Below are 26,838 nucleotides of genomic sequence, written 5' to 3'. Positions count from 1 at the left end.
GAAGCAGAACTTGGTGAAGTCCTGGCTGGTGAGGTCCTTCAACGCAGGCCGGCAGAAACCCAATGGAGGCAAGAAAGACTGATTCGATGGGCAGTGGCGGAGCAACAAAACGCTGCACTGCCGAACCCGGTAATCAGTTGCTCTGGCCCGCACCTAACAAAACTGCCCTGCCCTTGAAAAAGGCTGAACCAAAACTTTATCACTCGCAATGGCTCGCCATTCACAGCCGCCCAAAATCGTCGGCCAGTCGTTCGATGTCGGTTTCGCTAAGCCAGGCGCCGCGTTGCACCTCGACGATCTCCAGATCTTCGCTGCCGCCCTGGGCCCGGTGAAGCGCCCCCTGGGGGATGAACACGCTGATTCCTGGCACCGCCGCGATCACAGCGTCGACCACCTGCAGCTCGCCCGTGCCCGCCACCACCACCCAGTGCTCGCAACGGTGCTGGTGGCGCTGCAGGCTCAGCCTCTGGCCGCTGTGGATCAGCAGCCGTTTCACCCGATACTGCTCACCGCTGGCCAAGGTTTCGAACCAGCCCCAGGGGCGCTCCACCCGGCCTTCCGGGTTGTGGGGGTTGGGGTGGATCACGCCATCAGGCTGGCGCTGTCGGACGGGGCCCGCAAGGGGGTGATCAGCTGGGCCTGCCGCCGGGCCCGGGTGATGGCGGTGTAGAGCAGGCGCCGTTGGGGGCGGCCGGTGTCGGGCATCAGCACCCACACCTCATCGGCCTCGCTGCCCTGGGCTTTGTGCACGGTGAGGGCCAGGGCCGGTTCTGCATCGGGCAACTGGGCGGGGTGAATCCAGAGCGGCTGGGGGCTGCCGGGCGTGTTGAACAGCAGCCGGCGCTCCCCACGGGTGACCCCTGGGCCCTCCACCACCAGGCCCACGTCGCCGTTGGCGAGGCCCAGTTCCGTCAGGTTGTGGCGACACAGCACCGGTGTGCCCAGCGGCCAGTGCTGGGGCAAGCGCCCGGTGGCCTCCCCCAGCAGGGCCTGGTGGATCGCCTCCACCCCCCAGCGGCCGCGGCGCAGCGGGGTGAGCACCAGGCAGGCGTCGAGGGCGGCCAACAGGCTGGCCGCCGTGGCGGGATCGTTGGGGTCGTTCTGGCGACAGAGCTGCTCGAGCTGTTGCTGGTGCCGCCGCAGCCGCTCCAGCAGCGTGGCTGGCAGCATCCGCGGCCCCGCCTGGATCCAGGCCAGGTTGGCGTCTGGATCCAGGGGCTCGAGCAGGCCTGTCAGCAGGGGTTCGAGGGGCTGGTCGCCGTCGCGCAGGGCGGCGGCCACGGCGGCGATGGTGCCGTTGTTGCGGTAGGTGGTGCGCAGGGTGATGGCCGCAGGCCCCAGGGCCCGGCGGCGCTCAGGGGCCTGCAGGTCGAGCAGCACGCTGCCGGGGCCCACCGGCGGCAGCTGGGCGGCGTCGCCCACCAGCACCAGCCGGCAGCTGGCCGGCAGGGCGTCGAGCAGGGCCTCCATCAAGGGCAGGTCGACCATCGACACCTCATCCACCACCAGCAGGTCGAGGGCCAGGGGGTGGTGGCGATTGCGGCCAAACCGCTCGCCGCGGCTCTCCAGCAGCCGGTGCAGGGTGCTGCAAGGCAGCTGCAGCTCGGCATTGGCCAGGGCGGCCCGCAGCCGGGCGGCGGCCTTGCCGGTGGGAGCGGCCAGGTGGATGCGGCTGCCGGGTTGCTGGGCCTGCACCGCCGCCAGCATGCGGGCCACGGTGCTGGTTTTGCCGGTGCCGGGGCCGCCCTCGAGCAGCACCAGCCCATGCCGCAGCACCGCCGCTACGGCCCGTTGTTGGTCGGCATCGAGCCCGCTGCTGTCCTCGATCTCGACGGCGGGCGCTGGTGTGGCTGAATCGAGCGGCCGTTGGGCCCGGTTGATCAGGGCCTGAAGCACGCCCTCGCGCTGGCGCTGCCAGCGCCGCCACAGCAGCCGATCGCCCTCCAGGGCCAGGGGGCCATTGGGCTCGGCGCTGAGCGGTGAGGCCTCCAGGGCCTGGCGATGCTCCGGGCTGGGCACGGCGATCTCCAGCTGGCCCTCCGCCAGGGCTGCAGCCAGGGCCTCGATCAGCTCGCCCACGAGGGGATCGGGGCTGGTGGCGTGCAGCCGCGGCAAGGCTTCGCTCAGGGCTGCGGCCAGGGCCTGCAGCCACGCGGGTTGATCGGCAACGGGGCTGGTGCTCATGGCGTGCCCCCGAGGGCCCGGTCGAGCTGCAGCAACCGCGCCAGCGGCGGTTGCTCCACAAACATGCCGGGCACGTCGCCGCCCGTTGCGGTTGGCGGCCGTGGGCCGGGCACCCCCCGCAGGAACACATAGACGTAGCCGCCCAGGTGCTGGTCGGGGCGGTAGCCGGGCAGGCGCCAGCGCAGGTAGCGGTGCAGGGCCACCAGATACAGGTGGGCCTGCAGCGGGTAGTGGTTGGTGGCCATCAGCGCGGCCATTGCTGGCGAGGTGTAGTGCCGCGGACCGCAGTGCAGCGGTTGGCCCTGGGCGTCGCGCTCGCCCAGCCAGTTGCTCTTCCAGTCGGCCACCCACCAGCGCTCACCGTGGCGGAACACCAGGTCGATCGAGCCGGTGAGGAAGCCCTGGCTGGCCACGTCCAGCTGGGCCAGCTGCTCGGCGTAGGCCGTCCCAAACCACCCTTCGGGGTGGTCGGCAAATGGACGCGCCAGGGCCCGGGCCCGCACCAGGCTCAGCGGCAGATCGAAATTCATCTCGTTGAGGCGATCGCCGTGCTCCAGCTCGGCCAGCTGAAAGCTCCCCAGGGCGCCCCCCAGGGGGGTCTGCCGCAGTTGCTCCAACCCCAGCACCGCCGCCGCGCCGTGCTGCTCGGCGATGCCGGCCCGCTGCAGTTCCCGGGCACAGAGCTCCGCCTGGGCCGCCACGGGTTGGCGGTAGTCGAGCTGCTCGAGGATGCGGTGCAGGCAATCGCCCGCTTGGGCCCCCCAAGGAAACGCCGCCAATGGCCCGTCATCCGGCCAGGGCTGCGGCGCCTCGCCGCCGGGCTCGGCTGAGGCGTCGAGTTCGGCCACCAGGGCATCGGTTTCGCGGCCCTCCTCCAGCGCCGCGGGAGCAGCGCTGTGGCTGCCCTGGGTCCAGCTGGTGTAGCTGCTGCGGCCCCAGGTGGTGTCGAAGGGGGCGCGGGGCACGGGCCCCCGCGCCAAGGGCGCGTTGCTGCTGTCGTGGCAGGCCAGCAGCCGGATGCGTTCGCCGGGGGTGGGGGGATCCAGCAGGGTGAGGGGCAGGCGTCGGCGGCCTAGAGCCTGCTGCAACCGCTCGCGCCAGTCGGCATCGCTGCGGCCTGCGTAGGGGTCGTGATCGGCGGCGGGGGGCTCGTCTTGGTCAAACAGCCAGGGGTGGAGGGGGTTGCCCTGCTGCCCTTGGGCCGGCCCCCAGGCCAGCACCAGCAGCAGCCGCGCTCGGGTGGCGGCCACGTAGGCGAGGCGTTCCCGCTCCTGCAGCTCAGCCTGCAACTGATGCTGCCGGGCGGCAAACCCAGCCCGCCAGTGGCCGTTCAGATGCAGATCGAGCACGGGATCGCTGCCGCCGGGCTGCCAGCGCACGCCGATCCGCTGGGGCCCGCGGCCGTCTCCCGGGGCTTGCCAGAGGTAGGGGCAGATCACCACCGGGTATTCCAGGCCCTTGCTGCGGTGCACCGTCACCACCGACACCGCCGCATCGACCACGTCGCTGTGGGGCTGGTGGGCTTCGGGTACGTCCCGGTCGGGCTCGAGCCGCCGGCGCCGTAGCCAGTCGGCCGCTGCCGCCGGCCCCAGCTTGTCGGCGTGGAGGCGCTCCGCCACCAACGCGGCGCACTGCTGCAGATCGGCCAGCAACCGCCCCCCCAGGGAGAGCCGGGCCAAGCCCCGCTGCTCCAGCAGGCTGGCCAGCACCCCGAGCAGTCCGCGGCGCGGCAGCTGCTGGGCCAGCTGGGCCAGGCGCGCCGCCAGGGTGCTCCAGTCCTCCGGGCTGGCGCCGGCGATCTGCGCGGCGCTCCAACCCAGCAGGGGGGAGGCGGCCAGCAGCCGTAGCCGGTTGGCCCGGCCCGGCTCGGCCAGGGCATCCAGCAGCCGCTGCAGCGCCGTGGCCCCGGCGCTGTCCAGCACATCCCCCTGGCTCACCAGGCGGCTGGCGATGCCGCAGGCCTCCAGCTCGCCGCGCAGGGTTTCGGCCTGGCGGTGGGTGCTGACCAGCAGGCAGATGTCGTTCGGGTTCAGGGGGCGGCTGCCGTTGGGACGCTGCTCGACCAGCCCCCGGTTGAGCAGCGCGGCTGTGAAGCTGGCGATCTGGCCGGGGAGTTGCCGCTCTAGGGCGCTGCGGCTCGGCGGTTTCTGGCCGGCCTGACGCTTCCCGCCCAGCCAGAGCAACTGCAGGGGGTGCTGGCCCGCGGGCAGCACCAGGCCGGCGTCCCCCATCCGGGGATGCACCTGCGGCACCGCCAGGCCGCTGCGGCGCAGGCCCGGGTGCATCAGGGCATTCAGCCCGCTGATCAGGGCTTCGCTGGAGCGGTAGTTGTCGGTGAGGCTGCTGATTCCGCCGGCCTGGCTTGCCGTGGCCCGGGCGCGCAGGTAGGTGGCCAGCTCGCCGCCTCGGAAGCGGTAGATCGCCTGCTTGGGATCGCCCACCATCACCAGCCGGTGCCGTTCGGGCTGAAACGCCCGCGACAGGATCCGCCACTGGATCGGGTCGGTGTCCTGAAATTCATCGATCAGGGCCACCGCATAGCGGTCTCCCACCGCCTGAAGCAGCGGTGTGCTGGCCAGGTCCCCCGGGTCGAGACCCTCCAGCAGCTGGGCGAAGCCGAGGCGTCCGCTCTGGCGGCGGCGACGGTTGAGTTCGCCCCGGCCCCAGTGGCAGGCGTGCAGCAGCAGGGCCTCCGCCGGCCCATCCAGCAGCTGGGCGATCGCCTCCAGCAGGGGGCGCTCCGGCAGGGATGGCTCCGGGCCCTCGCTGCTGCTGTCCAGGCCCCGGGCCAGCTTGAGGAAGCTGCCTGGATGGAAGTAGTCGCGCAGCAACCCCCCGGCTCCGCCGCTGCGGCCCGCCGTGGCGCCGTAGTCGCCGCCGGGGGGCTGGGCGGCAATCCAGGCCTCCACCAGGGCGCAGCGGTCCTTGGTGGGTTTGGGGCTGTAGGGGGTGGTGGTTTTGACGCCCTGCCCGCGCCACTGGGCGGCCGCCGCGCAGAACGCCGCCTCCAGGGTCCGACCGCGTTCGGACCAGAGCTGTTGAAACCCACCCCAGGCCTCCGCCCAGAGGGCCGTGAGCTGGGGGGCCAGGGGGGCATCGGCCTGCAGCGGGGGCGGCAGGGGGTCGAGTTGCAGGGCCGGATCGCCATCGAGCTGGCGCAGCAGCTGCTCCAGCAGCTCGGGGCCCTGGACCCGCTGCTGCAGCCCCGCCAGCAGGTGGCTGTCCAGGGGCAGCACCTGCCGCTGCCAGTAGTCGTGGGCCACCTGCCGCGCCAGGGTGTTCTGGTCGTCTTCGAGTTGCAGCTCGGGGGGAAGCCCGGCCTCCAGGGCCTGGCGCTGCAGGGTGCGGCGGCAGAAGCCGTGGATGGTGGTGATATCGGCGGCATCGAGCTCCTCGAGGGCCAGCAGCAGCCGGGCCCGCAGGCTGTCGGCCCGGGGCCGCTGCCGCTCCAGCCAGGTGGCCAGGGTGGGATCGGGTGCTTCCCAGGCCGGATCCTCCAGGCCAGAGAGGGCCAGCTGCAGCCGCTGGCCGATGCGATCGCGCAACTCGGCGGCGGCGGCTTCGGTGAAGGTCACCACCAGGAGCTGGCGCAGGCCCAGCTCCGCCTCGCCCACGTAGCGCAGCACCAGCTGGGCCAGGGCAAAGGTTTTGCCGGTGCCGGCGCTGGCTTCCAGCAGCCGGATGCCGGGCTCCAGGGGAAAGCCATTGGCCTCAAAAGGCTGCTCGCGCTTGGGGGTGTGCGTCATGCCAGCCGCTCCCGCAGCGGGCCCAGCAACACCGCCGCCTGCTCGGCCACCAGGCCGCTGGCCAGTAGGGCGCTGCCGCTGAGGTCGGCGCCGAAGCAGAGCGTCTGCTCGGGCTCCTGGCGTTCGCCGGGCACCAGCGCATTGCCCTCCCAGGTGTCGATTGCCCGCCCTTCCCCCTTCTCCAGCAGCATCCAGCCCGTTTCCGGGGGCACCGGCCAGCAGCGCTGGCGCCAGTGCTCGCGCAGGTCCGCCAGGCGCTCCAGCTCCGCTCGGGCGGTGTCGCGATCCGGGGCCTTCAGGCGCAGGGCCACGCTGAACTCCTGGTCACTGCGGGCCACCAGAACCCCGTCAGCCGGGGCCTGGTCGGCGGCTGAGGCCAGCAGCAGGGCCAGCCACAGCTCCAGCCGCTGGCGGTAGCGGGCCCGGGCCGTGTGCAGCAGCAGCAGCGAGGAGCCCCGCCACAGCAACTCCTGCTGCCAGGTCTGCCAGGTGGCCAGCAGGCGGCGCTCAGGCCCCAGGGTCGCGAGGCTCTCCTGCAGGCTGCGCCAGCGCTGGCTGAGGCCGCGGGCTTCCAGCTCCCCGGCCGCCAGGGGCGGCAGCAGGCCCTGACCCCGGTGGCGCTCCAACCAGCTGCCCGGCTCCTCCAGGGGTGCGCCTGCCGGTTGGTCGAGGGCCTGGCGCAGCAGCGCCGCCCGATGGCGTTCGTCGAGGCTGAGGGGCTCGAGATCGTCGAGGCTGTCGGCCCATTCCCGCGGCCGCAGCCCCAGGCTCGCCAGCCAGCTGGCCTGGGGGGCTTGCAGCCAGTCGCGCAGGTCGCTGTAGGCGTCAGCCTCCTCGTCGGGTGTGTCGCCAGGGGCAACGCTCGCGGCGAGGGGGCAGGGTGCCTGCAGCGTGCCGCCCCCCGGTTGATCGAGCTGTTGATCGAGCAGTTGCCGGGCCTCCAGCAGGCGCCGGTCGCAGCTGCCGGGCGGCCGCTCGCCGATGGGCTGGAAATTGGCCCGGTCGAGCGGGTTGGCGGGGTGCTCCACCACCAGCCCCTGGCCCTGGCAGGGCAGTTGCCCCTGCAGCCATTCGAGCCACTGACGCACCGGTGTGGCCGGCGGCAGCTCCTCCCCCTTGCGCGGGTCGCGGCTGCTCCAGGTCACCAGCAGGTGGTCGCGGGCCGAGAGCAGGGCCTCCAGCAGCACGTAGCGGTCCTGGTCGGCCGGGTTGGGGTCGCCCAGCTGCCGCTGCTGCTCCAGCAGGTGGAAGCCGGGCCGCTGGCGTTGGCGCGGGTAGGCGCCCGCATCCAGCCCCATCAACACCACCACCCGGTGGGGAATGGCCCGCATCGGCTCCAGGGCGCTGATGGTGAGGGCGCCGCTGCGGTGACCGAAGCGGCCCGAATCGGCCGCCAGCCGTTCATCGAGCACGGCCGCCACCACCGGTGCGGCGAGCTCCAGCGCGCAGCCGGCGGCGGCCTGCTGCCAGGCGTCGATGGCGGCCAGCACCAGGGGCAGCTCCCAGGCCTGATCGCCGCCCTCACCAAACAGGTCGGTGAGCAGGGCCCGCAGGCAGCTGGCCCAGGCCTCGCAGCGCCGCGGCCGCCGCAGCTCCATGAGCCAGTGGCGCAGCCGGGTGAGCAGGTGCAGCCAGCGGCCCAACAGCTCCAGCCCTTCGCCGCAGGCCAGGGGGGCGGTGTCGGCTGGGGCCAGGCCGGACTCCTCGGGCAGCACCAGCCCCAGCAGCAACCGGTCGATGGCCCAGGCCAGGCTGCCGCTGGCCAGCCCGCCGCGCTCTTCGGCATCGAGGCCCCAGCGGAAGCCGCAGCGCTGCAGCAGCGGATGCAGGGCCGCCATCTCGGCGCCGCTGAGCTGGAAGTGCTCCTGCAACGCCGGACTCTCCAGCAGGGTTTCCAGCGCCGAGGCGGTGAACCGCTCCCCCGCCAGCGCCAGCAGCTCCAGCAGGCTGCGGCTGAGGCTCGCCTCGCTCTGCTGGCTGCGGTCGGTGAGTCGCCACGGCAGGTCCACCCCGGTGGCCTCGTTGTCGCCAAATACAGCCGCCACCAGCGGCGCCAGGCCATCCACCTGGGGGGTCATCACCAGCACATCCCGGGGTTGGAGCGTGGCGTCGGCCGCCATCAGCTGCAGGATCCGGTCGCGCACGATCTGCACCTGGCGCAGGGGGCCGGGGCAGCGATGGAACTCCAAGGAGCGATCTCCTGTGGCCCGCTGCAGCCGGGGTTGTTCAGCCGGATCCGCCAATTGTTGCTGCAGCTGATGCAGCAGGGGCGCCGGCTCCGGGCCGCCATGGGCCGCGGCGGGCGCGAAAAATAGGTCCTTTTCCGCCCACTGCCCCTGGTGGCTCTCGCCGCTGCCCTCGAGCAACTGCTGGAATTCGCCGCCCAGTCGGCCAAAGCGGGCTTCCAGTCCCGAGGCCTGCAGCAGCCAGTCGCCATCGAGGGGCTGGCGCAGGGCGATGGCGTCGCTGAGCAGCTGACGGCGGCTGGTGCAGCGCTGCCATAGATCGCGGCACGGGGTGAGCAGATACAGGTCCACCTGGGTGTGCAGGCCCAGGGCCTGGAGCAGCTCCACCTGGATCGGCGCCAGGCTGCTGAGCCCAAACAGGCGCAAGGGGTCGGGCAGGCTTCCCGCTGGTGGTGGTCCCTGCTGCAGTTGGGTGATGGCGTCGCGCACCCGCAGGCCAAAGGGCTTCACCTCCAGTCGCTCGCGCAACAACGTCACCAGTCGCCGTTGCCAGGCCTGCTCGGGGGGCAGGGGAGGGCGCTCCTCCCCGTGCCACCAGGCCGCCAGCAGGTCGGGCCGATAGAGGGCCGCGTCGTCGAGGGCATCGGCGATGCTGCGGCCCAGCTGCCACTGGGCCAGGTTCAGGTGCTGGCTGCTGCCCTGGCGGCGGCTCCACCAGTGGCGCAGGGCCTCGGCCTCGGGCTGCTCGAGCAACTCGGGCAGCAGCTCCAACACGGGCCACACCAGTTGGTTGGCGCGCCAGGGATCCTCGTCGCCGGGGGCATCGCCCAGCACGGCATTGACGATCTGGCGCAGCTGGCTGCCCGGAAACGGGTAGCGGATGTTGGCGGCGATCCCCCCCAGGTGCACGGCCAGTTGTTCGCCCAGCCAGCGGCTGGTGGGCCAGGTGTTGACCACCACCTGCACCGACGCGAAGGGGTCTGGCGGGTTCAGCCGCAGCTGGGCAGCCAGCAGTTCGGCCAGGTGTTCAGCCCGGTTGCCCCGGAAAACGGTGAGCAAGGATTGGGCTCAGCGGGGGGGCATCAGGGCAGACAGCCCGCCAGCTGCTTGCTGAAGGGCGTGAGCCTGCGGTCGCGCAGGCCTGGCACGGCATGGATGGCGCCGGTTTCGGGGCAGTAGGCGGAGAGTTCGCCGCCGTAGCAGGCGCCGGTGTCGACCATCACGATCTGCCCGAGGCGCCGCACCTGGGGGCCGGGGGTGTGGCCGATCACCACCTCGCCGAAGCGGCCGTCATAGGACTGCCAGAAGGGCATGCGGATGCTTAGATCCGGCTCCCAGGTGGCGGGATCGAAGCCGGCGTGGGTGGCCACCCAGCCAGGGCCGCCGTAGCTGCAGGGGAGCTGCTCCAGGCGTTCCTGCCAGAGACGGGTGTGGCGATCGCCGAGCTGGCGATAGGTGTCGCAGCCGGCCAGGGCCCGGTGGGCCATCCAGTTGCCCTGACGTAGGGCTTCCACCAGATCGGCCTCATGGTTGCCCTTGAGCCACACGGCCCGGCCGGAGTCCACCAGACCCCAGGCCAGCTCCATGGTGCGGCGGATCTGGGGGCCGCGGTTGATCACATCGCCGCACAGCACCAGCCGGTCGCGGGCCGGCAGCTTGGCCACCAACCGTTCCAGGGAGTCAGCACAGCCATGGACGTCCCCGATCACCCAGTGGTGGCAGGTCCGTGAGGGGGACGTCATCAGTCCATCGCGTTATGCCCAGTCTTGCCTCCCCACCCGCTTCTTGTCAGCCCCCCTGAACCGGCCACCCACCGGCCACCTACCGATCAACGCTGGTACGGTCGCTCCAGCGAGGTGTCCAGCCGATGAACCCAGCGTCCTTATCGGTGGGGCAGCGGGTGAATGCCCTGGTCAAGGCTCTCAACGGGGCCAAGCGCACCAATGAGGCCCTGGCGCGGTGCGGCAACGGCGAGGAGATGCTCGATGTGTTGCTTGATGCCTCCGCCAAGCTCGGCCTGGGACTCACCCGCCAGCAACTGGCCAACACCCCACCAATCCGCGACTGGGTGTGGTGGAAGAACAAGGAAGCCCTGCTCACCATTGGCGACGACAAACCCCGCTACCAGCAGGACGGCGGTCGAGGAGCCACCGATGACGCGCCGCGTAAACGCTTCCTGGGGCTCTTTTAGGCCGCGCCGGCCAGGGCGTCGGGGATTGAGGCACTAGGGGCTTCAAAGCGACCGGTGGCCACAAATTCAAGCCGCAGCTTGAGGAAGGTGATGAATTTCTCATCAGTGGACACCACCGCTGCTGCCGGCCGTGGGATGGCGCTGGCGATCGGTTCCAGTTCGGGGGCCTCCAGGAAAGCCGGCCGTTTCACCAGCCAGAAATCAATGGCCTTGCCCTGCTCGCCGTAATGGCGCACCCGCTCCCGCAGCACCTCCTCGAGCGGCTCCTCGACGGTGAGGAACGCTTCGCTAGCGGCAATGAAGTGGTGGGTGGTCATGGCTGGCGGCTGCCGAACAGGGGGTCGCGGCGCGGATTCTGAATCAACGCCTTCATCTGCCGCACCGCCGCCTCCAATCCCACCGCCAGGGCCCGGGCCACGATCGTGTGGCCGATGTTCAGCTCCTCCATCCCCTCGATCGCTGCCACTGGCTCCACGTTCTGATACGTGAGGCCGTGGCCGGCGTTAACGCGCAGACCCAGGCTGCGGGCGATGAAGCTGCCCTCGCTCAGCCGGGCCAGCTCGCGCGGCTGGGAGTCCCAACCGGCTTCGGCGTAGGCGCCGGTGTGCAGTTCCACCCAGCGGGCGCCGGTGGCGCGGCAGGCTTCGAGCTGGGTGGTGTCGGCATCCACAAACAGGCTCACGCCGATGCCGGCTCCCTGCAGCCGGCCCACCAGGTTGGTGAGGGCGGCCTGCTGGCCGGCCACATCCAGGCCGCCCTCCGTGGTCACCTCCTGGCGCTTCTCCGGCACCAGGGTCACCATGTCGGGCTGGATCCGCAGGGCGATCGCCTCCATCTCCGGTGTGGCGGCCATCTCCAGGTTGAGGCGGCTGCGCACGGTGGCCCGCAGCAGCTCCACGTCGCGGTCCTGGATGTGGCGGCGGTCTTCGCGCAGGTGCACGGTGATGCCATCGGCGCCGCCCAGCTCGGCCAGCAGGGCAAAGCTCACCGGATCGGGCTCCACCGTGCGGCGGGCCTGGCGCACATTGGCGATGTGGTCGATGTTGACGCCGAGGCTGGCCATGGCTGAGGGATCGGGTAAGCGGGAAGACTGCGTCGAAATCCTATGGAGGGCCCTGGACCGGTGGTTCCTGGACGCCGGCCTAACTGCCCGCAGCCAGGCCGGGGTGGCAACCGCTGCCCCTAACGTCAAAGTTCCTCTCCTTAACGCGGTTGTTGGCGGCGCAGTCGGCCCCTTCGGTTTCTCTCCACCAGGTGCGGGAACGGGGGCTCTGCAACGGCATCAGCCCCTGGCTGTCGCCGCTGGCCATGGTGGTCAGCCAGGACATCGCCCTGGGCCTGTTTTTTCGCGGCATTCAGGTGCTGGGCCGGGAGCACCTGCCGACCTCCGGGCCCGTGCTGCTGGCTCCCACCCATCGGGCCCGCTGGGACGCCTTCTTGCTGCCCCATGCCGCCGGCCGCCGCGTCACCGGCCGGGATTGCCGCTTCATGGTCACCGTGGATGAGATGCGCGGCCTGCAGGGCTGGTTTCTGCATCGGCTGGGCTGCTTTCCGGTGAACCAGACCCGCCCCTCCATGGCCAGCCTGCGCTACGCCGTCGACCTGCTTGCCGGCGGGCAGCAGCTGGTGGTGTTTCCCGAGGGACGCATCCAACGGGAATCCTCGTCCTTGCGCCTGCACCAGGGCCTGGCCCGCCTGGCCCTACTGGCGGCAGGGCAGGGGGTGGTGGTGCCGGTGGTGCCTGTGGGCATCGCCTACAGCCACAGCCTGCCCCGTTGGCGCGACCGGGCGGTGCTCTGCTTCGGCCCACCGCTCACCTTGAAGGGTCAGGGACGGGAGGCGGCGATCGCCTTCACCGATCACCTCACCGCTGCGCTGCAGCAGGCCGAAACCCAGGCGCGGGGTCGCGTTGGTCTCGCGCCGTAGAGTTTTTAGGTCTGTGTTGACTGGTTGTGCGTAGGCCGTCCCGCCTGATCTGCGGTTCCGTTCTGGCTTTGATGGCCCTGGCCGCCCCCCTGGCGCCGGTGGGGGGGCAGGCCCAGCAGGAGCCCCAGAAGGCCCTGGAGTCATCGGGCAGTCCGTTCAATCTGGATGCGGTGCGCACCCTGCTGGCCCGGGGTGATGCCGCCGCCGCCAGCGGCAACCTGGCCGAGGCCCGCAAGCTCTACGACCAGGCCCGCGACGCCTGCCGCCGTCTGCTGGGTTTCTACCGCGACCTGAGTGGCTCGTTCCGGGGCCTGGACGCGCGCATACCCCGAGAGATGGATCAGAAGGGCCGCGAGGCTCTGGAAACCATGGCCCAGGCCAACCTGCGCCTGGCAGCTGTGTTCCGTCGCCAGAACCAGCCCGAAGTGGCTGTGCCGCTGCTGGTGGAAGTGGTGAAGGTGATGACCCCGGCCAATCCGGAGGGCCGCAAGGCCTACCAGAGCCTGGTTGAAATCGGCTTTGCCACCACCCCTTACACCGCCGGGGCCGCGGCGACAGCTGGCAACTGAGGCCTTTAGATTCGCGGTTATTCGCTGCAACACCGGCTCGATGGTGCATCCCGACCAGGTGAAAGCTGCTATCTCCCAGGCCCTACCCGACGCCTGCGTGGACGTGGAGGACCTGACCGGTGGTGGTGATCACCTCCAAGTGACGGTTGTGTCCTCGGCGTTCAACGGCCTCACCCGGGTGAAGCAGCACCAACTCGTCTACGGCGCCCTGCGCCAGGAATTGGCCAGCGAAGCGATCCACGCCCTGGCCCTGCAAACCTCCACTCCCGCCTGAGTCCATGGACGCCACCACCCGCCAACGCATCGAGGAGCTGCTGGCCAGCAGTCTTGTTTTCGTGTTTATGAAGGGCAACAAGCTGATGCCCCAGTGCGGCTTCTCCAACAACGTCGTGCAGATCCTGCACGCGGCGGGTGTGCCGTTTGAAACCTTCGACGTGCTCTCCGACGGGGACATCCGTCAGGGCATCAAGGAGTTTTCCGAGTGGCCCACGATTCCCCAGGTGTATGTCAAAGGGGAATTCATCGGCGGCTCCGACATCCTGATCGAGATGTACAACTCGGGCGAGTTGCGCGAAAAGCTCGAGATCGCCCTGGCCAGTTGAGCAGTGCCGGAGCTCAGCTCGCTGCTGTTGATCAGTAGCGGCCCGATTCGTAGAGGCTGCGGGGATCGCCATCCGGTCCAACGAAGCTGGAGGGATCCTGGATCCAGCGGTCGATCAGCTCCTCAAGCCGACGCTGGGTGAGGGAATCCAGTACGGCGGTGCGCCGCAGGGCGTGCAGATAGCCATCGGCGTAGAGACGCAGTTCCGCTGGACTGTGGAAACGATGGGCCAGTTCCTGGCAGGCATCGCACAGCGATTGGAAGTGGCGGATGGCTTCGGGGTGCTGGAGCGCGGTCATGGGGTCATCAACCCTCTAACCATTCTGGCCCTTGAGGCCAGGGGGTGTGATCGGAAGAACAACCGCATCGCCTGATACGTGGCTCTCTTGGCCGGCACGGTTAGCCTTAGGGCCATTAACAACTGTCACCCCATCAGCTCAACCCCTTCGCCACCGCCATCCAGCCTGTCAACGAGCCAGCCAGCCAGCCCCAAGGCGCCCCAGTCTGGAACGCAGCCCCATCGGGTGCTGGTGGTTGATCCGCACGCCACCTTGCGCACGGTGCTGGCACAACGCTTGCGGCAGGACGGCCTCCTGGCGGCGGCCGTGGCCACCGCCCGCGAAGCCCTGGAGGTCTGCCAGGACCAATCACCCGATCTGCTGATCAGCGCCGAACTGTTGGATGAGAGCTCGGCCCTGCGCTTGGCGGCCCAGCTGCGCTGCCCGGTGATGGTGCTCACCGCCCGCACTGGCTCCGAGCCGGTGGTGACCCTGCTCGATGCCGGCGCCGACGACGTGCTGCGCAAGCCCTTTGGCCTCGAGGAGCTGGCGGCCCGCTGCCGCACCCTGCTGCGCCGCAGCGGCACGGGGTTGCAGGAGCGGGTCTGCGTCGGGCCGCTGGAGGTGCGTGTGTTGTTGCGCCAGGTGACCCTGCGTGACCAGCCAGTGGAGCTGAGCCCTCGGGAATTTGCCCTGCTCTGCGCCCTGTTGATGCCGCCAGGGGTGGTGCGCAGCCGTCAGGAGCTGTTGCGGATGGCGTGGCCGCCGTTCAGCGGTGGGCCCCGTTCGGTCGACACCCAGGTGCTGACCCTGCGCCGCAAGCTTGAGCAGGCTGGCTTGGGTGAGGGCGGCGGCATCGAAACGATGCGCCAGCAGGGATATCGCTTCAGTCTTGAAACCCTGCCCGAGCCTGCTGCCGAAGAAGAGCCGGCCCGCCAGCCGCTCAACAGCGTGGTCTGATCGGCCGCCCAACGTCTCAGCTGCTCAGCGTCCCTGATCAGCGCTGCGCCAGGCCCCAGGCCAGCTCTCCCAGCACCATGGCCCCGCTGAGCCCGGCCAGGAGCTGGTAGGTCCAGGGCGGGCTGATCCGGCCGATGGCGCTGGTGTCAAGGCCCGTTTCCCGGTTGAAGCGGCCCAGAAACTCGTCGAAGGCGGCAACCCGTTGCGGCAGCAGGAAGGCCGATCCATTTTCGCTCCGCACATAAAACACCCGGCCCCCTTGGCTGGTGGCCACGGGTGTGAGTCTGCGGATCGAGCCCCAGGGCAGGCTCCAGCCGCGCCGCAGCAGCCAGCGGCACCAGTCGGGGTGGCCAACGCGAATTCCCTCGGCGTTCAGTTCCACCGCTTCACTGGTGGCGGCCAGCACGAGGGCGAGCCCGAGGGGTAGGGCCAGCCAGAGGGCCAGTTTCAGCTCTGGTGGTGCCAGCCAGGGGAGGGGCGCCACCAGGGCGAAGTAGAGCGCGATCAGCGTGAAGCGGATCAGCGGCGCCATCGGGTAGCGGTCGCTGGCGCCGGGTTCGCCGCCGCTGCTCATCGGTCTTCGGGGGAGCCGGGCAGGGGTTCGATCAACGCCGAGGGCTGATAGCGACCGCTGAACACCTCCTGCTCGCGGCCCTTCCAGAATTCGCCGAGGCGCATCAGGTCGGCATGGGCTTCCTGCAGGCTGGCCAGGTAGGCGTCGGGATCCATCGTGTCTTTGGCCTCCTTCAGCTTGGTGAGCCGCAGCAGCTGCAGCATCCAGGGTTTGCCGAGCTCACCCCGCTGCTCCAGATAGCGGGCAAGGTCTGCCGAGCTGGGGGTGGGGGAGTTAGGCATCAAGCAGGGAAACGACCGCTCAACAAGGTTATGCAGCGACTCGGGGGAGCGTGGGGCGGTGATCCGTCATCGCTCAGGCCGGTAGCGACACCTGACCTCAGGCCGGCAATGCCCAGGGGTTGAGGCCCAGATCGGCGCCGATGCGGTGGGCGCAGGCGAAGCCGCTGAAGGCCACCGCATTCAGCCCCTGACCCGGGAAGCAGGAATCACCCACGCAATACAGGTGCTGAAGGCCGGTGCGGTTGAAGGGCATCGGCAGCAGGCCTGGCAGCCGCAGCGCCGGAATCGGGCCGTAGCTGCCGCCCATACGGCCGAGGAAGCGGCGGTGGGAGCGGGGGGTGCCCACCTCCTGGTGGCGGATGGCGCCCTTCAGGCCCGGCAGGATCGCCTCGAGGCGGGTGATGAGCCGCGCCGCGTCAGCCTCCTTCTTGGCGCGGTAAGCAGAGGGGGAGAGCCCCTGCCAGTGCTCCATGGAGCTGGGGGTGAAGCTGTGCAGGATGTGGCGGCCTGCTGGGGCCAGGGAGGGATCGAGCAGGGTGGGCATCGACACGAACACCACCCCCTGCTCGGCCTCCATCTCGGCCCAGTTTTCCAGCAGCAGGTGGTGACAGTGGAACCCTTCGGGCACAACGGCCGCGTCGATGCCCAGGTGCAGCGACAGAAACGAGGGTGAGGGTTTGTAGCGGCGCCGCCAGGTGGTTTCGCTCTTGGGGGTGTGGGCTTCATCCACCAGCGGCCGCGCCACGGAGCCCTCGCTGCCGCCCTCTCCTGCAAAGGTGTCCCAGCGGGTGGCGTTGCTCACCACCCGCTGGGCGCGCAAGGCCTCACCGCTGGCCAGCTTCACGCCCACGGCCGCGCCGTTCTCGATCAGCACCTCGGTGACGCGCGCGCCGTAGCGAATCGCGCCGCCATGGATCTCCAGCCCCGCCACCAGCTTCTCGGCGATCACCCCAACGCCGCCCTTGGGGTAGTTGATGCCGCCGGCATGGCGATCGGAGAACACCATCCCCGCGTTGATCATCGGCGTGAGATTCGCCGGCATCACGCTCCAGCAGAAACACTCCATGTCGATGAACTTGAGCAGGGCCGGATCCTTGATGTGGGAGCGGGCCACATCGCCCACATTCACCGGCAGCCAGCGGGCCAGGCCCAGGCAGGCCAGCGGCGCCCGGAAGAACACCTTGGCCAGGTAGGCCGGATCCTCGAGCGACAGCAGCGGCATCGCATCGAGGCAGTTGAACACCTGCCAGCAGGTGTCGTAGAAGGCGCGGATGCCCGTGGCCTCGTGGGGGAAGCGGGCGGTGAGATCGGCGAGGAAGCGCTCGTAATCGCGGTCGACGGCCACATTGAGGCCGCCGGGCAGGTGGTATTCGAGCTGGGCGGGATCGGGCGCCGTGTCGCAGTGCTGGCCCACATCGGCCAGGGCCCGGGTGAGCAGGTTGGTGTGACCCTCCTCGCCGAAGCCGAAGATCATCGAGGCGCCCACATCAAAGGTGTAGCCCTCGCGCTTGAAGCTTCCCCCCGAGCCCCCGGGAATCAGGTAGCGCTCCAGCACCAGCACCTTGGCGCCCTTGGCGGCCAGCTGAGAGGCGGTGACCAGGCCGCCGATGCCCGAGCCGATCACGATCACATCCCAGGTGGGGGCGGGGGTGGTGGTCACCGGTGCGGTTGGTGTGGCTGCGGCGACCCTAGGAGCCAGGGCTGCTGCCCAGCTGGTGCTGCTTCAGGGCAGCTCCACCGGGATCGTGGGGGAGACCGACGCCGGATCCTGCGGACCCATGGGGATCAGCAGCAGCTGGGAGCCGGCCGCCTGGAGCGCCGCCCGCAGGTCGAGGGTTCTCACGCGTTGATCGCCATAGGTTTTCCAGTTGAACTGCAGGTTGCGCAGGTCGGCCACGCTGGTCCAGGTGGTGAAGCCCGGCAGTCCTTCCCCGCTGCCGGCCGGCGGCTTGGCCACGCCAAAGGGGATGTCGAAGTTGTTGAGGATGTGGAACAGGCTGGCGACGGCCGCCTTGGCGTTGGGTGTGGGCGCAGCGTTCTGGGTGAAATACACCATGCGCACAAAGCGCGAGGGCGGCGTGAAGTCACCCGGCAGGCCGAGCCCGCCAGCACCCATGCCGAAGGGCTGGAGGGTGAGCCGACCGCTGTCGCTCTGGCCCAGGGTGCGGGCCGTTGGGTAGGCGTTGCTGAGCGGAACGTAGTTGTTGAGGTTGGTGCTGTGCCAGCTGAAGTCGGGCGCGTTGGTGAGCACCCGGGTGGGGTTGTCATGCACCACGAGCTTGCCGCCGCGTGGTTCGATCACGATGCTCTTGCCGCTGGCGTCCTGCACCTTGAAGTGCACGTCGGGCACGATCCCCAGCAACGGCAGCACCTGGGCGGTGAGATCCACGTCGTTCACCGCAGCCCGCACCTCTTCAACGGTGGCGAAGTTGGCCAAGAGCCAGGAGCCGAGCTGGGCTGGGGCCAGGGTGCGGTTGCGCCGGGCCCGGTTGGCTGGGGTGTATTCGGCATAGCCCGGGAAATAGAACAGCCCGACGTTGAGCCCTTTCACATTGAGCCCATCGAGGATCAGGTCGGCGCTTGTGGCCACGGTGGCCCCCACAAAGCCGTAGCGGGAGCGGTAGCGCAGCCCAGGCCCCTCGCCGGCGCTGCCGGTGAACGCGCTACCGGCGGGCCAGATGGCCACTTGGGAATCAAGGGGCTTGCCGAATTCCAGCGTGCGCCCCACCACCACGGCCCCGTCGCTGGCGGTGAGGGCTCCACCGGTGCAGGCGCTGGTGGGCAGTGGTCCCGCCAGCAGGCCCAGGCTCAGCCCGACAAGGCCCGTCAGCCCTAGACAACAGAGCCCCGTGGTGGTGGCAAGCAGGCGTTGGTGGGGCATCCGTGGTTCCTGTCCATTCCCCTATGGATAGGCAGGGGCGGTGGCGGCGTCAACGGCTGATCGGCGCGTGAAGGGCTCCAGATCGGCCAGGGCCCGGTCGCGGTAGGCGCCGTAGCGCTCCCGCTTGCCCTGGATGCGCTCGGCCAGCTCGGGTAGCAGGCCAAAGGTGGGCGGCATCGGTTGGAAGCCCCCCCGTTTGCCCTTGCCGCCGCAGGGGGCCTCGGCGATGAAGTGGGTGAGGGCGCCGATCATCGTGGAGGGCGGCAGGCTGAGCGGCTCCTGGCCCTTCGCCAGCCGGGCGGCATTGGTGCCAGCCAGCCAGCCGCCAGCCACCGCCGCCGCGTAGCCCTCGGTGCCGGTGATCTGGCCCGCCGCCAGCAGCGAGGGCTGGCTGCGGAACTGCAGGGTGGCATCGAGTAGCTGGGGCGATTCCAGGAAGGTGTTGCGGTGCATCACGCCGAAGCGCACGAACTCGGCGTTCTCCAGCCCCGGGATCAGCCGCAGCACCCGTTTCTGCTCGCCCCACTTGAGGTTGGTCTGGAAGCCCACCAGGTTCCAGAGGCGGCCGTCCTTGTCTTCCTGGCGCAGTTGCACCACGGCGTAGGCCCGCTTGGCGCGGCGCACCTCTCGATCGTTGAGGTCGCCCCAGCGGGGATCCCAGAGGCCGATCGGCTTAAGCGGGCCGTAGCGCATCGTGTCTTCGCCGCGGCGGGCAAGTTCCTCGATCGGTAGGCAGCCCTCGAAGAAGGTGGCGTTCTCCTTTTCGAAATCCTTGAGTTCGGCCTGCTCGGCGTTGAGGAGCTCCTGCCGAAAGGCCAGGAATTGATCCCGGTCCATGGGGCAGTTGATGTAGTCGGCGTCGCCCTTGTCGTAGCGGGAGGCGCGAAAGGCCACCGAGAGGTCGATGCTCTCCCCTTCAACGATCGGACTGGCCGCATCAAAGAAGTGGCAGTCGGCACGACCGGTGAAGGCCCGCAGCTGTTCGGCCAGGGGCTCACTGGTGAGCGGACCGGTGGCGAGCACGGCGATCTCGCCGGGGCCGGGCAACTCGGTGTGCTCGCGCCGCTCCACGCTCACCAGCAGATGCTGCTCAAGGGCGGCGGTGAGGGCGGCGCTGTAGCGGCCCCGGTCCACCGCCAGGGCACCGCCGGCGGGCACCGCATGGGCATCGGCGGTGCGGATCACCAGGGAGCCCAAGCGCCGCAGCTCCTCCTGCAGCAGCCCGGCGGCCCGGTCGCTGCTCAGGGAGCCAAAACTGTTGCTGCACACCAGCTCGGCGAACTCAGCGCTGTGGTGGGCGGGTGAGCGGCGCACGGGCCGCATCTCCACCAGCCGCACCGCGATGCCGGCCTGGGCGATCTGCCAGGCCGCCTCAGTGCCGGCGAGGCCGGCACCGACCACTAACACCATGGGCTTGCAGATCGCCTCAGGGGGAACAGGTTCAGGCGCGGGCGCGCTTGAGCATCAGCTGCAGTTGACCCACGGCGGCGCGGCCGATGTGGAACACGGCCCAGCTAGCGGCCAGAAGGATGGGAGCGGCAACCAGCACCAGCCGTGCGTCCATGGAAGGCAGAGAAACAAGATCACGCGATCTTAAGGAGTTCGCTCTGTCTGCGGTTCGCCAGGCCCTGGATTTGTCGTCATCCGTTTCCCCGTGCGGTCCGGGCATGGGCTTCAGCCAGCTGTCGGTAGCGGCGGGCATGCTGGCGTTGCTCCGCCTGGGCTTCGGGGCTGAGGTCCCGTTTCAGCTGGGCCGGCGCCCCCATTACCAGGGCCCCTGGGGGCACGTCGCGGGTCACCACTGAGCCCGCGGCCACCAGGGCTCCTGCTCCCACGGTCACCCCGTTCAGCACGATGGCGCCGATGCCGATCAGGCAGCCGTCTTCGAGGGTGGCGCCGTGCACCACCGCCCTGTGACCAATGGTGACATCGGCGCCGATGGTCACCGGCTGGCCTGGATCGCCGTGCAGCACTGCGCCGTCCTGCACGTTGCTGCCCTCGCCCACCACGATCGGGCAGACATCACCGCGGGCCACGGCGGTGGGCCAGAGGCTGGCACCGGCCGCGAGCTGCACATCGCCGATCACCACGGCGGAGTCGGCCACCCAGGCCCCGGGATCGATGCGGGGCTCGGGCCAACTGGTGCACCAGGGATCGCTGCTCATCCGTCGTACCAGCACGTTCGGGCATTCTCCCGGCTGATCCCTGCCCCTTGGAGGAGGTTGCCGCTGGGTGATACGTTCCATAGGTGCCCAACGGGCGCGGGTCGCTAGCTCAGCGGTAGAGCACTCGGCTTTTAACCGATTGGTCCTGAGTTCGAATCTCAGGCGACCCATCTCAACAGGGCGGTTCTTGCCGGTCTGACGGTCGCCCACACGGCGGCTGAATGGCTTCAGGTCTGGCGGTGAAGCATGCCCCCAGCAGCAGAGCGGGCCGCTTCATGAAGTTGGATCTTCATTGGTGAAGAGCCGTTGCTGCCACGCCTCCCGGGGTTGTCAGGGGCTGCTGACGGCGCGAAGGTGTGTGCATCGGGATTCGGAGGCTCCACAGATGGAAGACACCCCCCCTGAGCAGTCATCAGGAGCGCGCTGACGATCCGGCCCCTGCTCCAACACTCTCGATGGATCTCTGACGTCCTTTGGCTTGACGCCTCCACTGCACCGCTTCAGGTGCCCCGGATGCAAACGGGACGTCCCACTTGTCACCTGGCCCCAGGTGCCAGCGCCGGCAGCTCCGATTACAACTGAAGATTCTCAGATCGCCTGATCTGAATTCCAAGCAAAAACCTCGCGCAGCTGCGCCCGCACCCCCGAGGGTCGGCACCACGGCTGAGCAGACAATCGCCCGGGGCCCACGCTCCGGGCGTTGTTGCGTTGGGGGTTTTTGTGTTGGCGAGTGTTGTGTCAGCTGGGGCCGGCCAGCGTTCCTAGCGTCAGGGCAGCCAGGGAGGGATCCCGTGCCGGCGTCGCCAGAGGGGGGAGCTGAAGCGATCGAGCGCCGGGCCCGGGATCTGTTGGCCCAGCTCAGCAGCGCTGAGAAGCTGGCTCTGCTGGAGGGTGACACCGACTTCTGGCCAGGCATGGCCGATATCGCCAGCCGCGATGCCTCCCACGTGCATCCTTGGCCGGCGGGCGCTGTTCCCCGGCTGGGGCTGACAGGGCTGCAGTTTGTTGATGGCCCCCGAGGGGTGGTGCTCAAGGGCGGAGCCACCACCTTCCCGCCTCCGATCGCCCGCGGCGCCTGCTGGGACGTCGACCTCGAGGAGCGGATCGGCGCGGCTATGGCGCGGGAAGCCCGGGCTTTTGGCGCCAACTGGCTAGCTGCCGTGTGTGTCAACCTGCTGCGCCATCCCGGCTGGGGCCGGGCCCAGGAGACCTACGGCGAAGACCCGGTGCTGCTCGGCGCCCTTGGCGCGGCGATGACCCGCGGCATCCAGCGCCATGCGGTGGCCTGCGTCAAGCATTTCGCCCTCAACTCGATCGACAGCTCCCGCTTCCTGGTGGATGTGCAGGTGAGTGAGCGGGTGCTGCATGAGCTCTACCTGCCCCATTTCCGTGATTGCGTCGAGGCCGGGGCGGGCTCGGTGATGAGCGCCTACAACCAGGTGAACGGCATGTGGTGCGGTCAGCACCCGCAGCTGCTCACGGCGATCCTCAAGCGCCGCTGGGGGTTTCGCGGTTTCGTGGTGACCGACTTCATCTTCGGGGTGCGAGATGGGCTGGCGGCGGTGCTGGCGGGCCAGGACCTGGAGATGCCCTTCCGGATGATCTTTGCGGGATGCCTCGAGGCGGCCCTGGCCGATGGCCAGCTGCCGCTCGATCGGCTCGATGACGCCGTGCTGCGCCAGCTGCGGGTGCAGCTGGCCGTGCCGGAGGGCAACTACCCCGCCAGCCTGCGGGGCTGCGCGGAGCACCGGGCCCTGGCGCGGGAGGCGGCCACCAAGGCGATCGTGCTGCTCAAAAACGACCCGGCCCTGCTCCCGCTGGATCCGGGTCGGTCGCTGGCGGTGATCGGCCCGTTGGCCGCCGTGGCCAACCTGGGTGATCGCGGCTCCTCCGACACCCGGCCTGAGCCGGGGGTGGTGGTGACGCCCCTGCAGGGCTTGCGGGCCGCCGCCGCACCCGGCGCCGTGCGTCATGCCAGCGGTGAGCGCCTCCAGGAGGCCGTGGCCGTGGCCGCCGACTGTGACGCGGCGCTGCTGGTGCTCGGCCTCGACTGGCGCCTGGAGGGGGAGCACATCCACCCCGGCGACATTGCGCCGATTTTGCGCCAGATGCCCCCACCCCACCCGTTGCTGCAGCGCTGGTGGCCGCCGGTGGCCCGTGCGATTGCGGCTGTTACCAGCTACGGCTCGGCCCGCCAGGGGGGCGACTTCGCCGCCGGCGATCGCACCGAGCTCGCCCTGCCCGCCGAGCAGGTGGCCCTGATCCAGGCCGTGCTGGCGGCGAACCCCCGCACGGTGGTGGTGCTGATGGGCGGCGGCGCGATCCTGATGGAGGCCTGGCGCCAGGCGGTGCCGGCGATCCTGCTGCTCTGGTATCCGGGCGAGCGGGGCGGGCAGGCCCTGGCCGATGTGGTGTTTGGCCGGGTGTCCCCCTCCGGCCGTCTGCCCTTCGCCATCCCCACCAGCGCCGACCACTGGCCCGCTTTTGAGCCCCGTGCCCGGCAGGTGCGCTACGACCTCTGGCATGGCTACCGCCGCCTGCAACGCGACGGCCATCCCGCCGCCTTCCCCTTTGGCTTCGGCCTCTCCTACACCACGTTTCAGCTCAGCGATGCGGTGGCCGAGCTGGCGGATGGGGGCCCGCTGCAGGTGGCCGTGGTGGTGTCCAATACCGGCGCCGTGGCCAGCGAGGCGGTGGTGCAGGTGTATGTCGAGCCGCCTGGCCTGGCGCTGGAGCGCCCCCGGCGCTCCCTGGTGGGCTTTGGCCGGTTGGCCCTCGAACCCGGCGGCTCCCAGCGGCTCTGCCTCCTGATTCCGCTGCGGCGTTTGGCCTACTTCGATGAGGCCACAAGCCACTTCTGGCTCGAAGCGGGCCTCCACCGGCTGCACGTTGCGCAGCACAGCGAGGATGAGGGGCTGGTGGTGGAGGTGATCTGCGCGGCTACCGATCTGGGCCCCTGATCTGGGCCCAGATCAGGGGCGGGTCAGCAGCTGCTGCAGCCGCAGGCGGTTGTAGCGCTGCACCCACAGGCAGGGCAGATTGAACAGGGTGGCGAAAGCCAGGTTGATCAGCACCCCCGCCGGCGGCAGCCACAGGGGCGTGACCAGCCAGAACAGCCACAGCACCAGGTGCACCCACTCGGCCCGCTTGGTTTCCAGCAGCAGCCGCTCTAGGTTGCGTTGATCGCGCCCCACCAGGCTGGCTTTGGCGACACCGCTCGGCAGGGCTGTGCCGGCATCCGGCAGCCAGGGTTTCCAGCGGCGGATCGCCAGCCGGCCCTCGAAGCTGCGGGCTTGTTCGTGCCAGGGCCGTCGCCAAAACCAGTGGTCGCGCGCCAGCCATCCGGAGGGCAGCCGATTGGCGGTGGCGCCCACGAGCACGCTCCACAGCAGCCAGCCCAGGGTGCTGGTGAGGGCCGCCATGGGGAGTGTGGTGTGCTCCCCCATCACGGCCGCAACAGTTCCTGCGCCAGCGGCGCGATCGCCTGGGGAGAGCGCAGCAACTGGGGATGGGCCCACACCGGCAGCATCTGGATGCGCCCAACCGGCAGCACCGCCCGCCAGCCCGGCAGCACGGCCAGATCGATGGCCGAATAGAAGCTGCAGCAGTCGATCCCTGCCAGGTTGTCGAGGTTGCCGTTGAGCTGCGCCAACAGAGGGCTGCCCCACTTCAGATCGGCAATGCCCGCCAGCAGGCGCCCCGGCCAGGGTTGGGCCGTGAAGGTGCCCTGCTGCGGGCTGCCCACGCTGGTGAAGCGCCGGGTGCGCTGGTGCCCTCCCAGCAGCTGAATCCAGGTGCGGGCGATCACGCCCCCGATTGAAAAGCCCAGCACATCCACGGGTTGGTCGAGCCCGAAGGCGGCTTCGATGTGGCTCCCCAGCAGTTCTGCAGCTTCCGGCACCGGGGTGAGTCCCAGCCGCAGCGGCAGATCGGGAATCAGCAGCGGGTGCCGCCCCTCGCCCAGGGCGCGCTTGAGTCCGTCAACCACCCGGGGGCTGTCCAGCAACCCATGCACCAGCACAAGGGGTACGGCGCTGTCGATGGCGGCTCGCCCCGGAGTTCAACTTCACTCTGGCGGCATTGGCCGGGGTGTTGTTGGCTCAGTCGCTGCTGCGGCCCAGCAGCAGATCTCGGGCGCCATTGACCCGCTGCATCGTGTCGTGGCTGCCGCCGCGATCGGGGTGGTGTTCGGCGGCCGCACTCTTCCAGGCCCGGTTGACGTCGTCGGGCCTGATGCGACCGGCCAGGGGGAGATGCAAGCGCTGCCGGGCCACGATCGCCTCACGGTTGGGATGCTTGCCGAGGGGCCCCCAGTCGGCCTTGCTCAGGGCCGGGCTGCGTTTACGGACGCCCTTGCGCCGGCTGCTGCGGCTCTGCCCCGATCCGCCAAAGCCTTTGCGGCTGCTGCTGCCGAACCCCTCTCCATCTCGCGGGTCCTGCCCCCCGGCAGGGGTGGTGGGCACCAGCCCCATCGGATTGGGTCGCAGGGTCTGGGGCATTGGCTCTGCGGCAATCTTTCCACTCTCGCAAAGCCCCCAGGGGGCACGCAAATGGGTCTAGCCTTGAGAAAAGGAGTGAACAGCTCGCCACGGCTGGCTTCTGTGCGCTTGGCCCACATCCAAGTGAATTCCGCCTAGTGCGCCCGTCCCAGTGCGCTCAGTCCAGTGCGCTCCGTTCATCTTGCGCAGGAGGTTGTATGGGGTCTCTGTTCAGGTGTCGATTTAGTCCGGCGTCCTTCGGGGCAGGGCGGAGCCGGGCGGCTGGGTTGGGTCCTTTTAACCAACGCGAGGGGCAGCGTTGGCCTGTTGAGAAACCCATGGAGGGGTGGTTGCAGTGGGACGGTCGCGCCTTGCCCGCCATCCCTGTGGAGATTGCCAACTTCAGTGCCGGTGGGGTGGCGGTGTGGGTCGCGCCCCAGCTTGATCTGCCCCCAGGGGGCCATGGCGTGTAGATCACCCAGGCCCACGGCCGTGGGTGCGGCTACCGGCACGTGAAGGGCTGTTGGCAGCTCAAGGGCAACGCCGGTTCGTTGGTGGGGTTGGCCTTTGAGCGTTGAACGTTGTGCGTTGAACGTTCAGCGGCGGATCAGCTGTTGGATGCGTCTCGATTGGGAACTGGGAATGGTGGTCTTGCCGGTGCGGCTGAGGGTGGTTTCAGGCAGGCTTCGCGAGGGTTTGACGTCCTTCACCCGCACGGCATACAGGTGCAAGCCAATCGCCACCCCCATCAGGACCAGCAGGCTCATGGCGGTGCGGTAGCCGCCGTCACGGCTGGTCATGGGCCGGGCTTGGGACGAGCGCACGAGTTCAGTCTCTCAGGCCCTCTCTCTCAGGTCCTCAGACGGGGGCGCTCAGGGCTCCTAGGGTTGATTTGAGGCTTTGGGGGTGAAGAGCTGGTGCGGCTGCCCTCCCTGTTGGCGCTATTGGCCCTGGTGGGCTTTGTGATCGTCGAGCTGGTCCTGCGACCGCTCTGAGCTGCAGCGATCAACACCACCGTGTTGGGGCAGGGCTTCTAGGGTCCTGGTCTGGCAGCCCGATGTTCCGTTCGTTCCCATGCTCCACTCCCTTGCCTTTGTGCTCGCCCGGAGCCCGGAGCTTCCAGGCGATGGCGTCGACTGGCAGGCGCTGGTGGCGTCCCAGCAGCTGGGGCCCGATCGGGGCAGGGCGCTGCGGCTGTTCCGCTTGCCCGAGCCATGGGACAGCAGCCTTGATGAATTGGTGAGCAGTGGTTCCGCCACCATTGCGGGAGAGAATCCGATTGGGGGGGCGGGCGACCGTCGCGGCCTGATCTGTGACGCGGTGGTGACCCAGCTGGATGTGGCCAGCCTGTGGATCGGTGTCTATGCCTTGAGCGGCCCGGCTGCTGGAACGACACCGCGGCAGGGGCAGGAGCCACCTCTTCAGGTGCAGACCGTGCAGCTGCTCGATCGCTTCCCATTGGCTGAAGCAGCCAACGAAACCTGCTGGTTTTATCCCACCGAAAACGGCAGCTACCTCTGCTGGGACAACCAGACCTCCCTGACCCTGGCGCCGGGTTGGCTGCCGGAGCAGGGCATTCAGGAGGCTCCGATCGCCTACGACCGCGGCGAGGTGCATGTGCTGTGGTCGCTGATGGCCGATGACGAAGCCCTGACCTGCGTGGGGCTGACCTACCAGCGCCGGCGCATCGAGTGGCCACTGCTCAGCCGGGCTCCCGAACCCAGTGCCACCTGGACCTGGTTTGAGGTCGACACCATGGCCGACCCCAGTTACCGCGAACGCGCCAGCATTGACGTGTTCCCGCAGTGACGGTGCTGA

The 26,838-nt window shown here is 69.6% G+C and carries 28 protein-coding genes and 1 tRNA gene; 10 read left to right on the top strand and 19 right to left on the bottom strand.

Annotation, left to right across the window (positions count from 1 at the left end; translation table 11 throughout):
* Nucleotides 1-220: 220 nt before the first annotated feature.
* The 5 genes from KBY65_RS01530 to KBY65_RS01510 are packed head-to-tail and all read right to left on the bottom strand — an operon-like array spanning nt 221 to nt 9,858.
* Nucleotides 221-586, bottom strand: coding sequence for a phosphomannose isomerase type II C-terminal cupin domain (locus KBY65_RS01530; RefSeq protein ID WP_094559375.1), 366 nt, complete (start codon nt 584-586; stop codon nt 221-223).
* A complete protein-coding gene (locus tag KBY65_RS01525) occupies nt 583-2,184 on the bottom strand; it encodes an ATP-dependent RecD-like DNA helicase (protein WP_254986988.1) in 1,602 nt (533 codons plus the stop codon). The genes KBY65_RS01530 and KBY65_RS01525 overlap by 4 nt, the downstream gene beginning before the upstream one ends.
* Nucleotides 2,181-5,930: a UvrD-helicase domain-containing protein gene (locus KBY65_RS01520; protein WP_255000284.1), complete on the bottom strand. Its 3,750-nt coding sequence runs from the start codon at nt 5,928-5,930 to the stop codon at nt 2,181-2,183. Before KBY65_RS01520 ends, KBY65_RS01525 begins: the two co-directional genes overlap by 4 nt.
* Nucleotides 5,927-9,175 carry an exodeoxyribonuclease V subunit gamma gene (locus KBY65_RS01515; protein WP_255000282.1) on the bottom strand — a complete coding sequence of 1,083 codons (3,249 nt, stop codon included), beginning with the start codon at nt 9,173-9,175 and terminating at the stop codon, nt 5,927-5,929. Before KBY65_RS01515 ends, KBY65_RS01520 begins: the two co-directional genes overlap by 4 nt.
* Nucleotides 9,176-9,198: 23 nt before the next feature.
* A complete protein-coding gene (locus KBY65_RS01510; RefSeq protein WP_254986991.1) occupies nt 9,199-9,858 on the bottom strand; it encodes a metallophosphoesterase in 660 nt (219 codons plus the stop codon).
* Between the two features lie 125 nt (nt 9,859-9,983).
* On the opposite strand from KBY65_RS01510, the gene KBY65_RS01505 reads away from it, so the two are divergent.
* Entirely contained in the window at nt 9,984-10,307 is a 324-nt protein-coding gene (locus KBY65_RS01505; RefSeq protein WP_094559371.1) for a hypothetical protein, read from the top strand.
* Here KBY65_RS01505 and KBY65_RS01500 read toward each other — a convergent pair.
* On the bottom strand, nt 10,304-10,624 hold the full coding sequence (locus KBY65_RS01500; RefSeq protein WP_094559370.1) for an MgPME-cyclase complex family protein: 321 nt from the start codon (nt 10,622-10,624) through the stop codon (nt 10,304-10,306). The genes KBY65_RS01505 and KBY65_RS01500 overlap by 4 nt on opposite strands.
* Nucleotides 10,621-11,370: a pyridoxine 5'-phosphate synthase gene (locus tag KBY65_RS01495; protein ID WP_255000279.1), complete on the bottom strand. Its 750-nt coding sequence runs from the start codon at nt 11,368-11,370 to the stop codon at nt 10,621-10,623. The genes KBY65_RS01500 and KBY65_RS01495 overlap by 4 nt, the downstream gene beginning before the upstream one ends.
* A 152-nt stretch (nt 11,371-11,522) precedes the next feature.
* Between KBY65_RS01495 and KBY65_RS01490 the strand changes: the two genes are divergently transcribed.
* From KBY65_RS01490 to grxD, 4 genes are all read left to right on the top strand, one after another.
* Nucleotides 11,523-12,233, top strand: a complete 711-nt coding sequence (locus tag KBY65_RS01490; RefSeq protein WP_255000278.1) for a lysophospholipid acyltransferase family protein — start codon at nt 11,523-11,525, stop codon at nt 12,231-12,233.
* Between the two features lie 71 nt (nt 12,234-12,304).
* The gene (locus KBY65_RS01485; RefSeq protein ID WP_233128428.1) at nt 12,305-12,802 is read left to right on the top strand and encodes a tetratricopeptide repeat protein; all 498 of its coding nucleotides are present in this window, start codon (nt 12,305-12,307) and stop codon (nt 12,800-12,802) included.
* A 40-nt stretch (nt 12,803-12,842) separates the two neighbouring features.
* A complete protein-coding gene (locus KBY65_RS01480) occupies nt 12,843-13,076 on the top strand; it encodes a BolA family protein (RefSeq protein ID WP_094559367.1) in 234 nt (77 codons plus the stop codon).
* 4 nt (nt 13,077-13,080) lie between these two features.
* Nucleotides 13,081-13,404 carry a Grx4 family monothiol glutaredoxin gene (grxD, locus tag KBY65_RS01475; RefSeq protein ID WP_255000276.1) on the top strand — a complete coding sequence of 108 codons (324 nt, stop codon included), beginning with the start codon at nt 13,081-13,083 and terminating at the stop codon, nt 13,402-13,404.
* A 31-nt stretch (nt 13,405-13,435) separates the two neighbouring features.
* Here the strand turns inward: grxD and KBY65_RS01470 are convergent, their stop codons facing one another.
* The gene (locus KBY65_RS01470) at nt 13,436-13,702 is read right to left on the bottom strand and encodes a DUF6761 family protein (protein ID WP_094559365.1); all 267 of its coding nucleotides are present in this window, start codon (nt 13,700-13,702) and stop codon (nt 13,436-13,438) included.
* A 165-nt stretch (nt 13,703-13,867) separates the two neighbouring features.
* Between KBY65_RS01470 and KBY65_RS01465 the strand changes: the two genes are divergently transcribed.
* Nucleotides 13,868-14,641 carry a response regulator transcription factor gene (locus KBY65_RS01465; RefSeq protein ID WP_233128444.1) on the top strand — a complete coding sequence of 258 codons (774 nt, stop codon included), beginning with the start codon at nt 13,868-13,870 and terminating at the stop codon, nt 14,639-14,641.
* 37 nt (nt 14,642-14,678) lie between these two features.
* Here the strand turns inward: KBY65_RS01465 and KBY65_RS01460 are convergent, their stop codons facing one another.
* The 7 genes from KBY65_RS01460 to KBY65_RS01430 all read right to left on the bottom strand — a co-directional run bounded on the left by KBY65_RS01460 (nt 14,679) and on the right by KBY65_RS01430 (nt 20,542).
* Nucleotides 14,679-15,215: a hypothetical protein gene (locus KBY65_RS01460; RefSeq protein WP_255000274.1), complete on the bottom strand. Its 537-nt coding sequence runs from the start codon at nt 15,213-15,215 to the stop codon at nt 14,679-14,681.
* Nucleotides 15,212-15,496 (bottom strand): hypothetical protein, encoded by a 285-nt coding sequence (locus KBY65_RS01455; RefSeq protein WP_254987000.1) that lies wholly within the window; start codon nt 15,494-15,496, stop codon nt 15,212-15,214. Before KBY65_RS01455 ends, KBY65_RS01460 begins: the two co-directional genes overlap by 4 nt.
* A gap of 97 nt (nt 15,497-15,593) precedes the next feature.
* On the bottom strand, nt 15,594-17,156 hold the full coding sequence (gene crtH, locus KBY65_RS01450) for a carotenoid isomerase (RefSeq protein WP_255000270.1): 1,563 nt from the start codon (nt 17,154-17,156) through the stop codon (nt 15,594-15,596).
* 63 nt (nt 17,157-17,219) lie between these two features.
* A complete protein-coding gene (locus tag KBY65_RS01445) occupies nt 17,220-18,377 on the bottom strand; it encodes a linear amide C-N hydrolase (RefSeq protein WP_255000269.1) in 1,158 nt (385 codons plus the stop codon).
* A gap of 21 nt (nt 18,378-18,398) precedes the next feature.
* Nucleotides 18,399-19,787 carry an FADH(2)-oxidizing methylenetetrahydrofolate--tRNA-(uracil(54)-C(5))-methyltransferase TrmFO gene (gene trmFO, locus KBY65_RS01440; protein ID WP_255000267.1) on the bottom strand — a complete coding sequence of 463 codons (1,389 nt, stop codon included), beginning with the start codon at nt 19,785-19,787 and terminating at the stop codon, nt 18,399-18,401.
* 31 nt (nt 19,788-19,818) lie between these two features.
* A complete protein-coding gene (locus KBY65_RS01435) occupies nt 19,819-19,941 on the bottom strand; it encodes a photosystem II protein Y (protein WP_094559359.1) in 123 nt (40 codons plus the stop codon).
* A 76-nt stretch (nt 19,942-20,017) separates the two neighbouring features.
* Nucleotides 20,018-20,542: a gamma carbonic anhydrase family protein gene (locus tag KBY65_RS01430; RefSeq protein ID WP_094559358.1), complete on the bottom strand. Its 525-nt coding sequence runs from the start codon at nt 20,540-20,542 to the stop codon at nt 20,018-20,020.
* Nucleotides 20,543-20,640: 98 nt separating this feature from the next.
* Between KBY65_RS01430 and KBY65_RS01425 the strand changes: the two genes are divergently transcribed.
* Together KBY65_RS01425 and KBY65_RS01420 are read left to right on the top strand one after the other, a co-directional pair.
* Nucleotides 20,641-20,712: transfer RNA gene (locus KBY65_RS01425), tRNA-Lys, on the top strand.
* A gap of 621 nt (nt 20,713-21,333) precedes the next feature.
* A complete protein-coding gene (locus KBY65_RS01420) occupies nt 21,334-23,502 on the top strand; it encodes a beta-glucosidase family protein (RefSeq protein ID WP_255000265.1) in 2,169 nt (722 codons plus the stop codon).
* Nucleotides 23,503-23,514: 12 nt separating this feature from the next.
* Here the strand turns inward: KBY65_RS01420 and KBY65_RS01415 are convergent, their stop codons facing one another.
* The 3 genes from KBY65_RS01415 to KBY65_RS01405 form a co-directional block, all read right to left on the bottom strand.
* The gene (locus KBY65_RS01415; RefSeq protein ID WP_255000263.1) at nt 23,515-23,964 is read right to left on the bottom strand and encodes a hypothetical protein; all 450 of its coding nucleotides are present in this window, start codon (nt 23,962-23,964) and stop codon (nt 23,515-23,517) included.
* Between the two features lie 23 nt (nt 23,965-23,987).
* Entirely contained in the window at nt 23,988-24,530 is a 543-nt protein-coding gene (locus KBY65_RS01410) for an esterase/lipase family protein (RefSeq protein WP_255000261.1), read from the bottom strand.
* 112 nt (nt 24,531-24,642) lie between these two features.
* Nucleotides 24,643-25,041: a molecular chaperone DnaJ gene (locus KBY65_RS01405; protein WP_255000259.1), complete on the bottom strand. Its 399-nt coding sequence runs from the start codon at nt 25,039-25,041 to the stop codon at nt 24,643-24,645.
* A 266-nt stretch (nt 25,042-25,307) separates the two neighbouring features.
* On the opposite strand from KBY65_RS01405, the gene KBY65_RS01400 reads away from it, so the two are divergent.
* Nucleotides 25,308-25,493 (top strand): hypothetical protein, encoded by a 186-nt coding sequence (locus tag KBY65_RS01400; protein WP_255000258.1) that lies wholly within the window; start codon nt 25,308-25,310, stop codon nt 25,491-25,493.
* A gap of 123 nt (nt 25,494-25,616) precedes the next feature.
* Here KBY65_RS01400 and KBY65_RS01395 read toward each other — a convergent pair whose 3' ends face one another.
* Nucleotides 25,617-25,820 carry a hypothetical protein gene (locus KBY65_RS01395; RefSeq protein WP_255000256.1) on the bottom strand — a complete coding sequence of 68 codons (204 nt, stop codon included), beginning with the start codon at nt 25,818-25,820 and terminating at the stop codon, nt 25,617-25,619.
* A 274-nt stretch (nt 25,821-26,094) separates the two neighbouring features.
* On the opposite strand from KBY65_RS01395, the gene KBY65_RS01390 reads away from it, so the two are divergent.
* On the top strand, nt 26,095-26,829 hold the full coding sequence (locus KBY65_RS01390; RefSeq protein ID WP_255000254.1) for a hypothetical protein: 735 nt from the start codon (nt 26,095-26,097) through the stop codon (nt 26,827-26,829).
* The last annotated feature ends 9 nt before the right edge of the window (nt 26,830-26,838 follow it).

The organism is Cyanobium sp. Alchichica 3B3-8F6 (assembly GCF_024346435.1).
Taxonomy (GTDB): domain Bacteria; phylum Cyanobacteriota; class Cyanobacteriia; order PCC-6307; family Cyanobiaceae; genus Cyanobium_A.
Note: the sequence above shows the minus strand (reverse complement) of the source record. Positions and strands in the feature narration are given on the sequence as shown.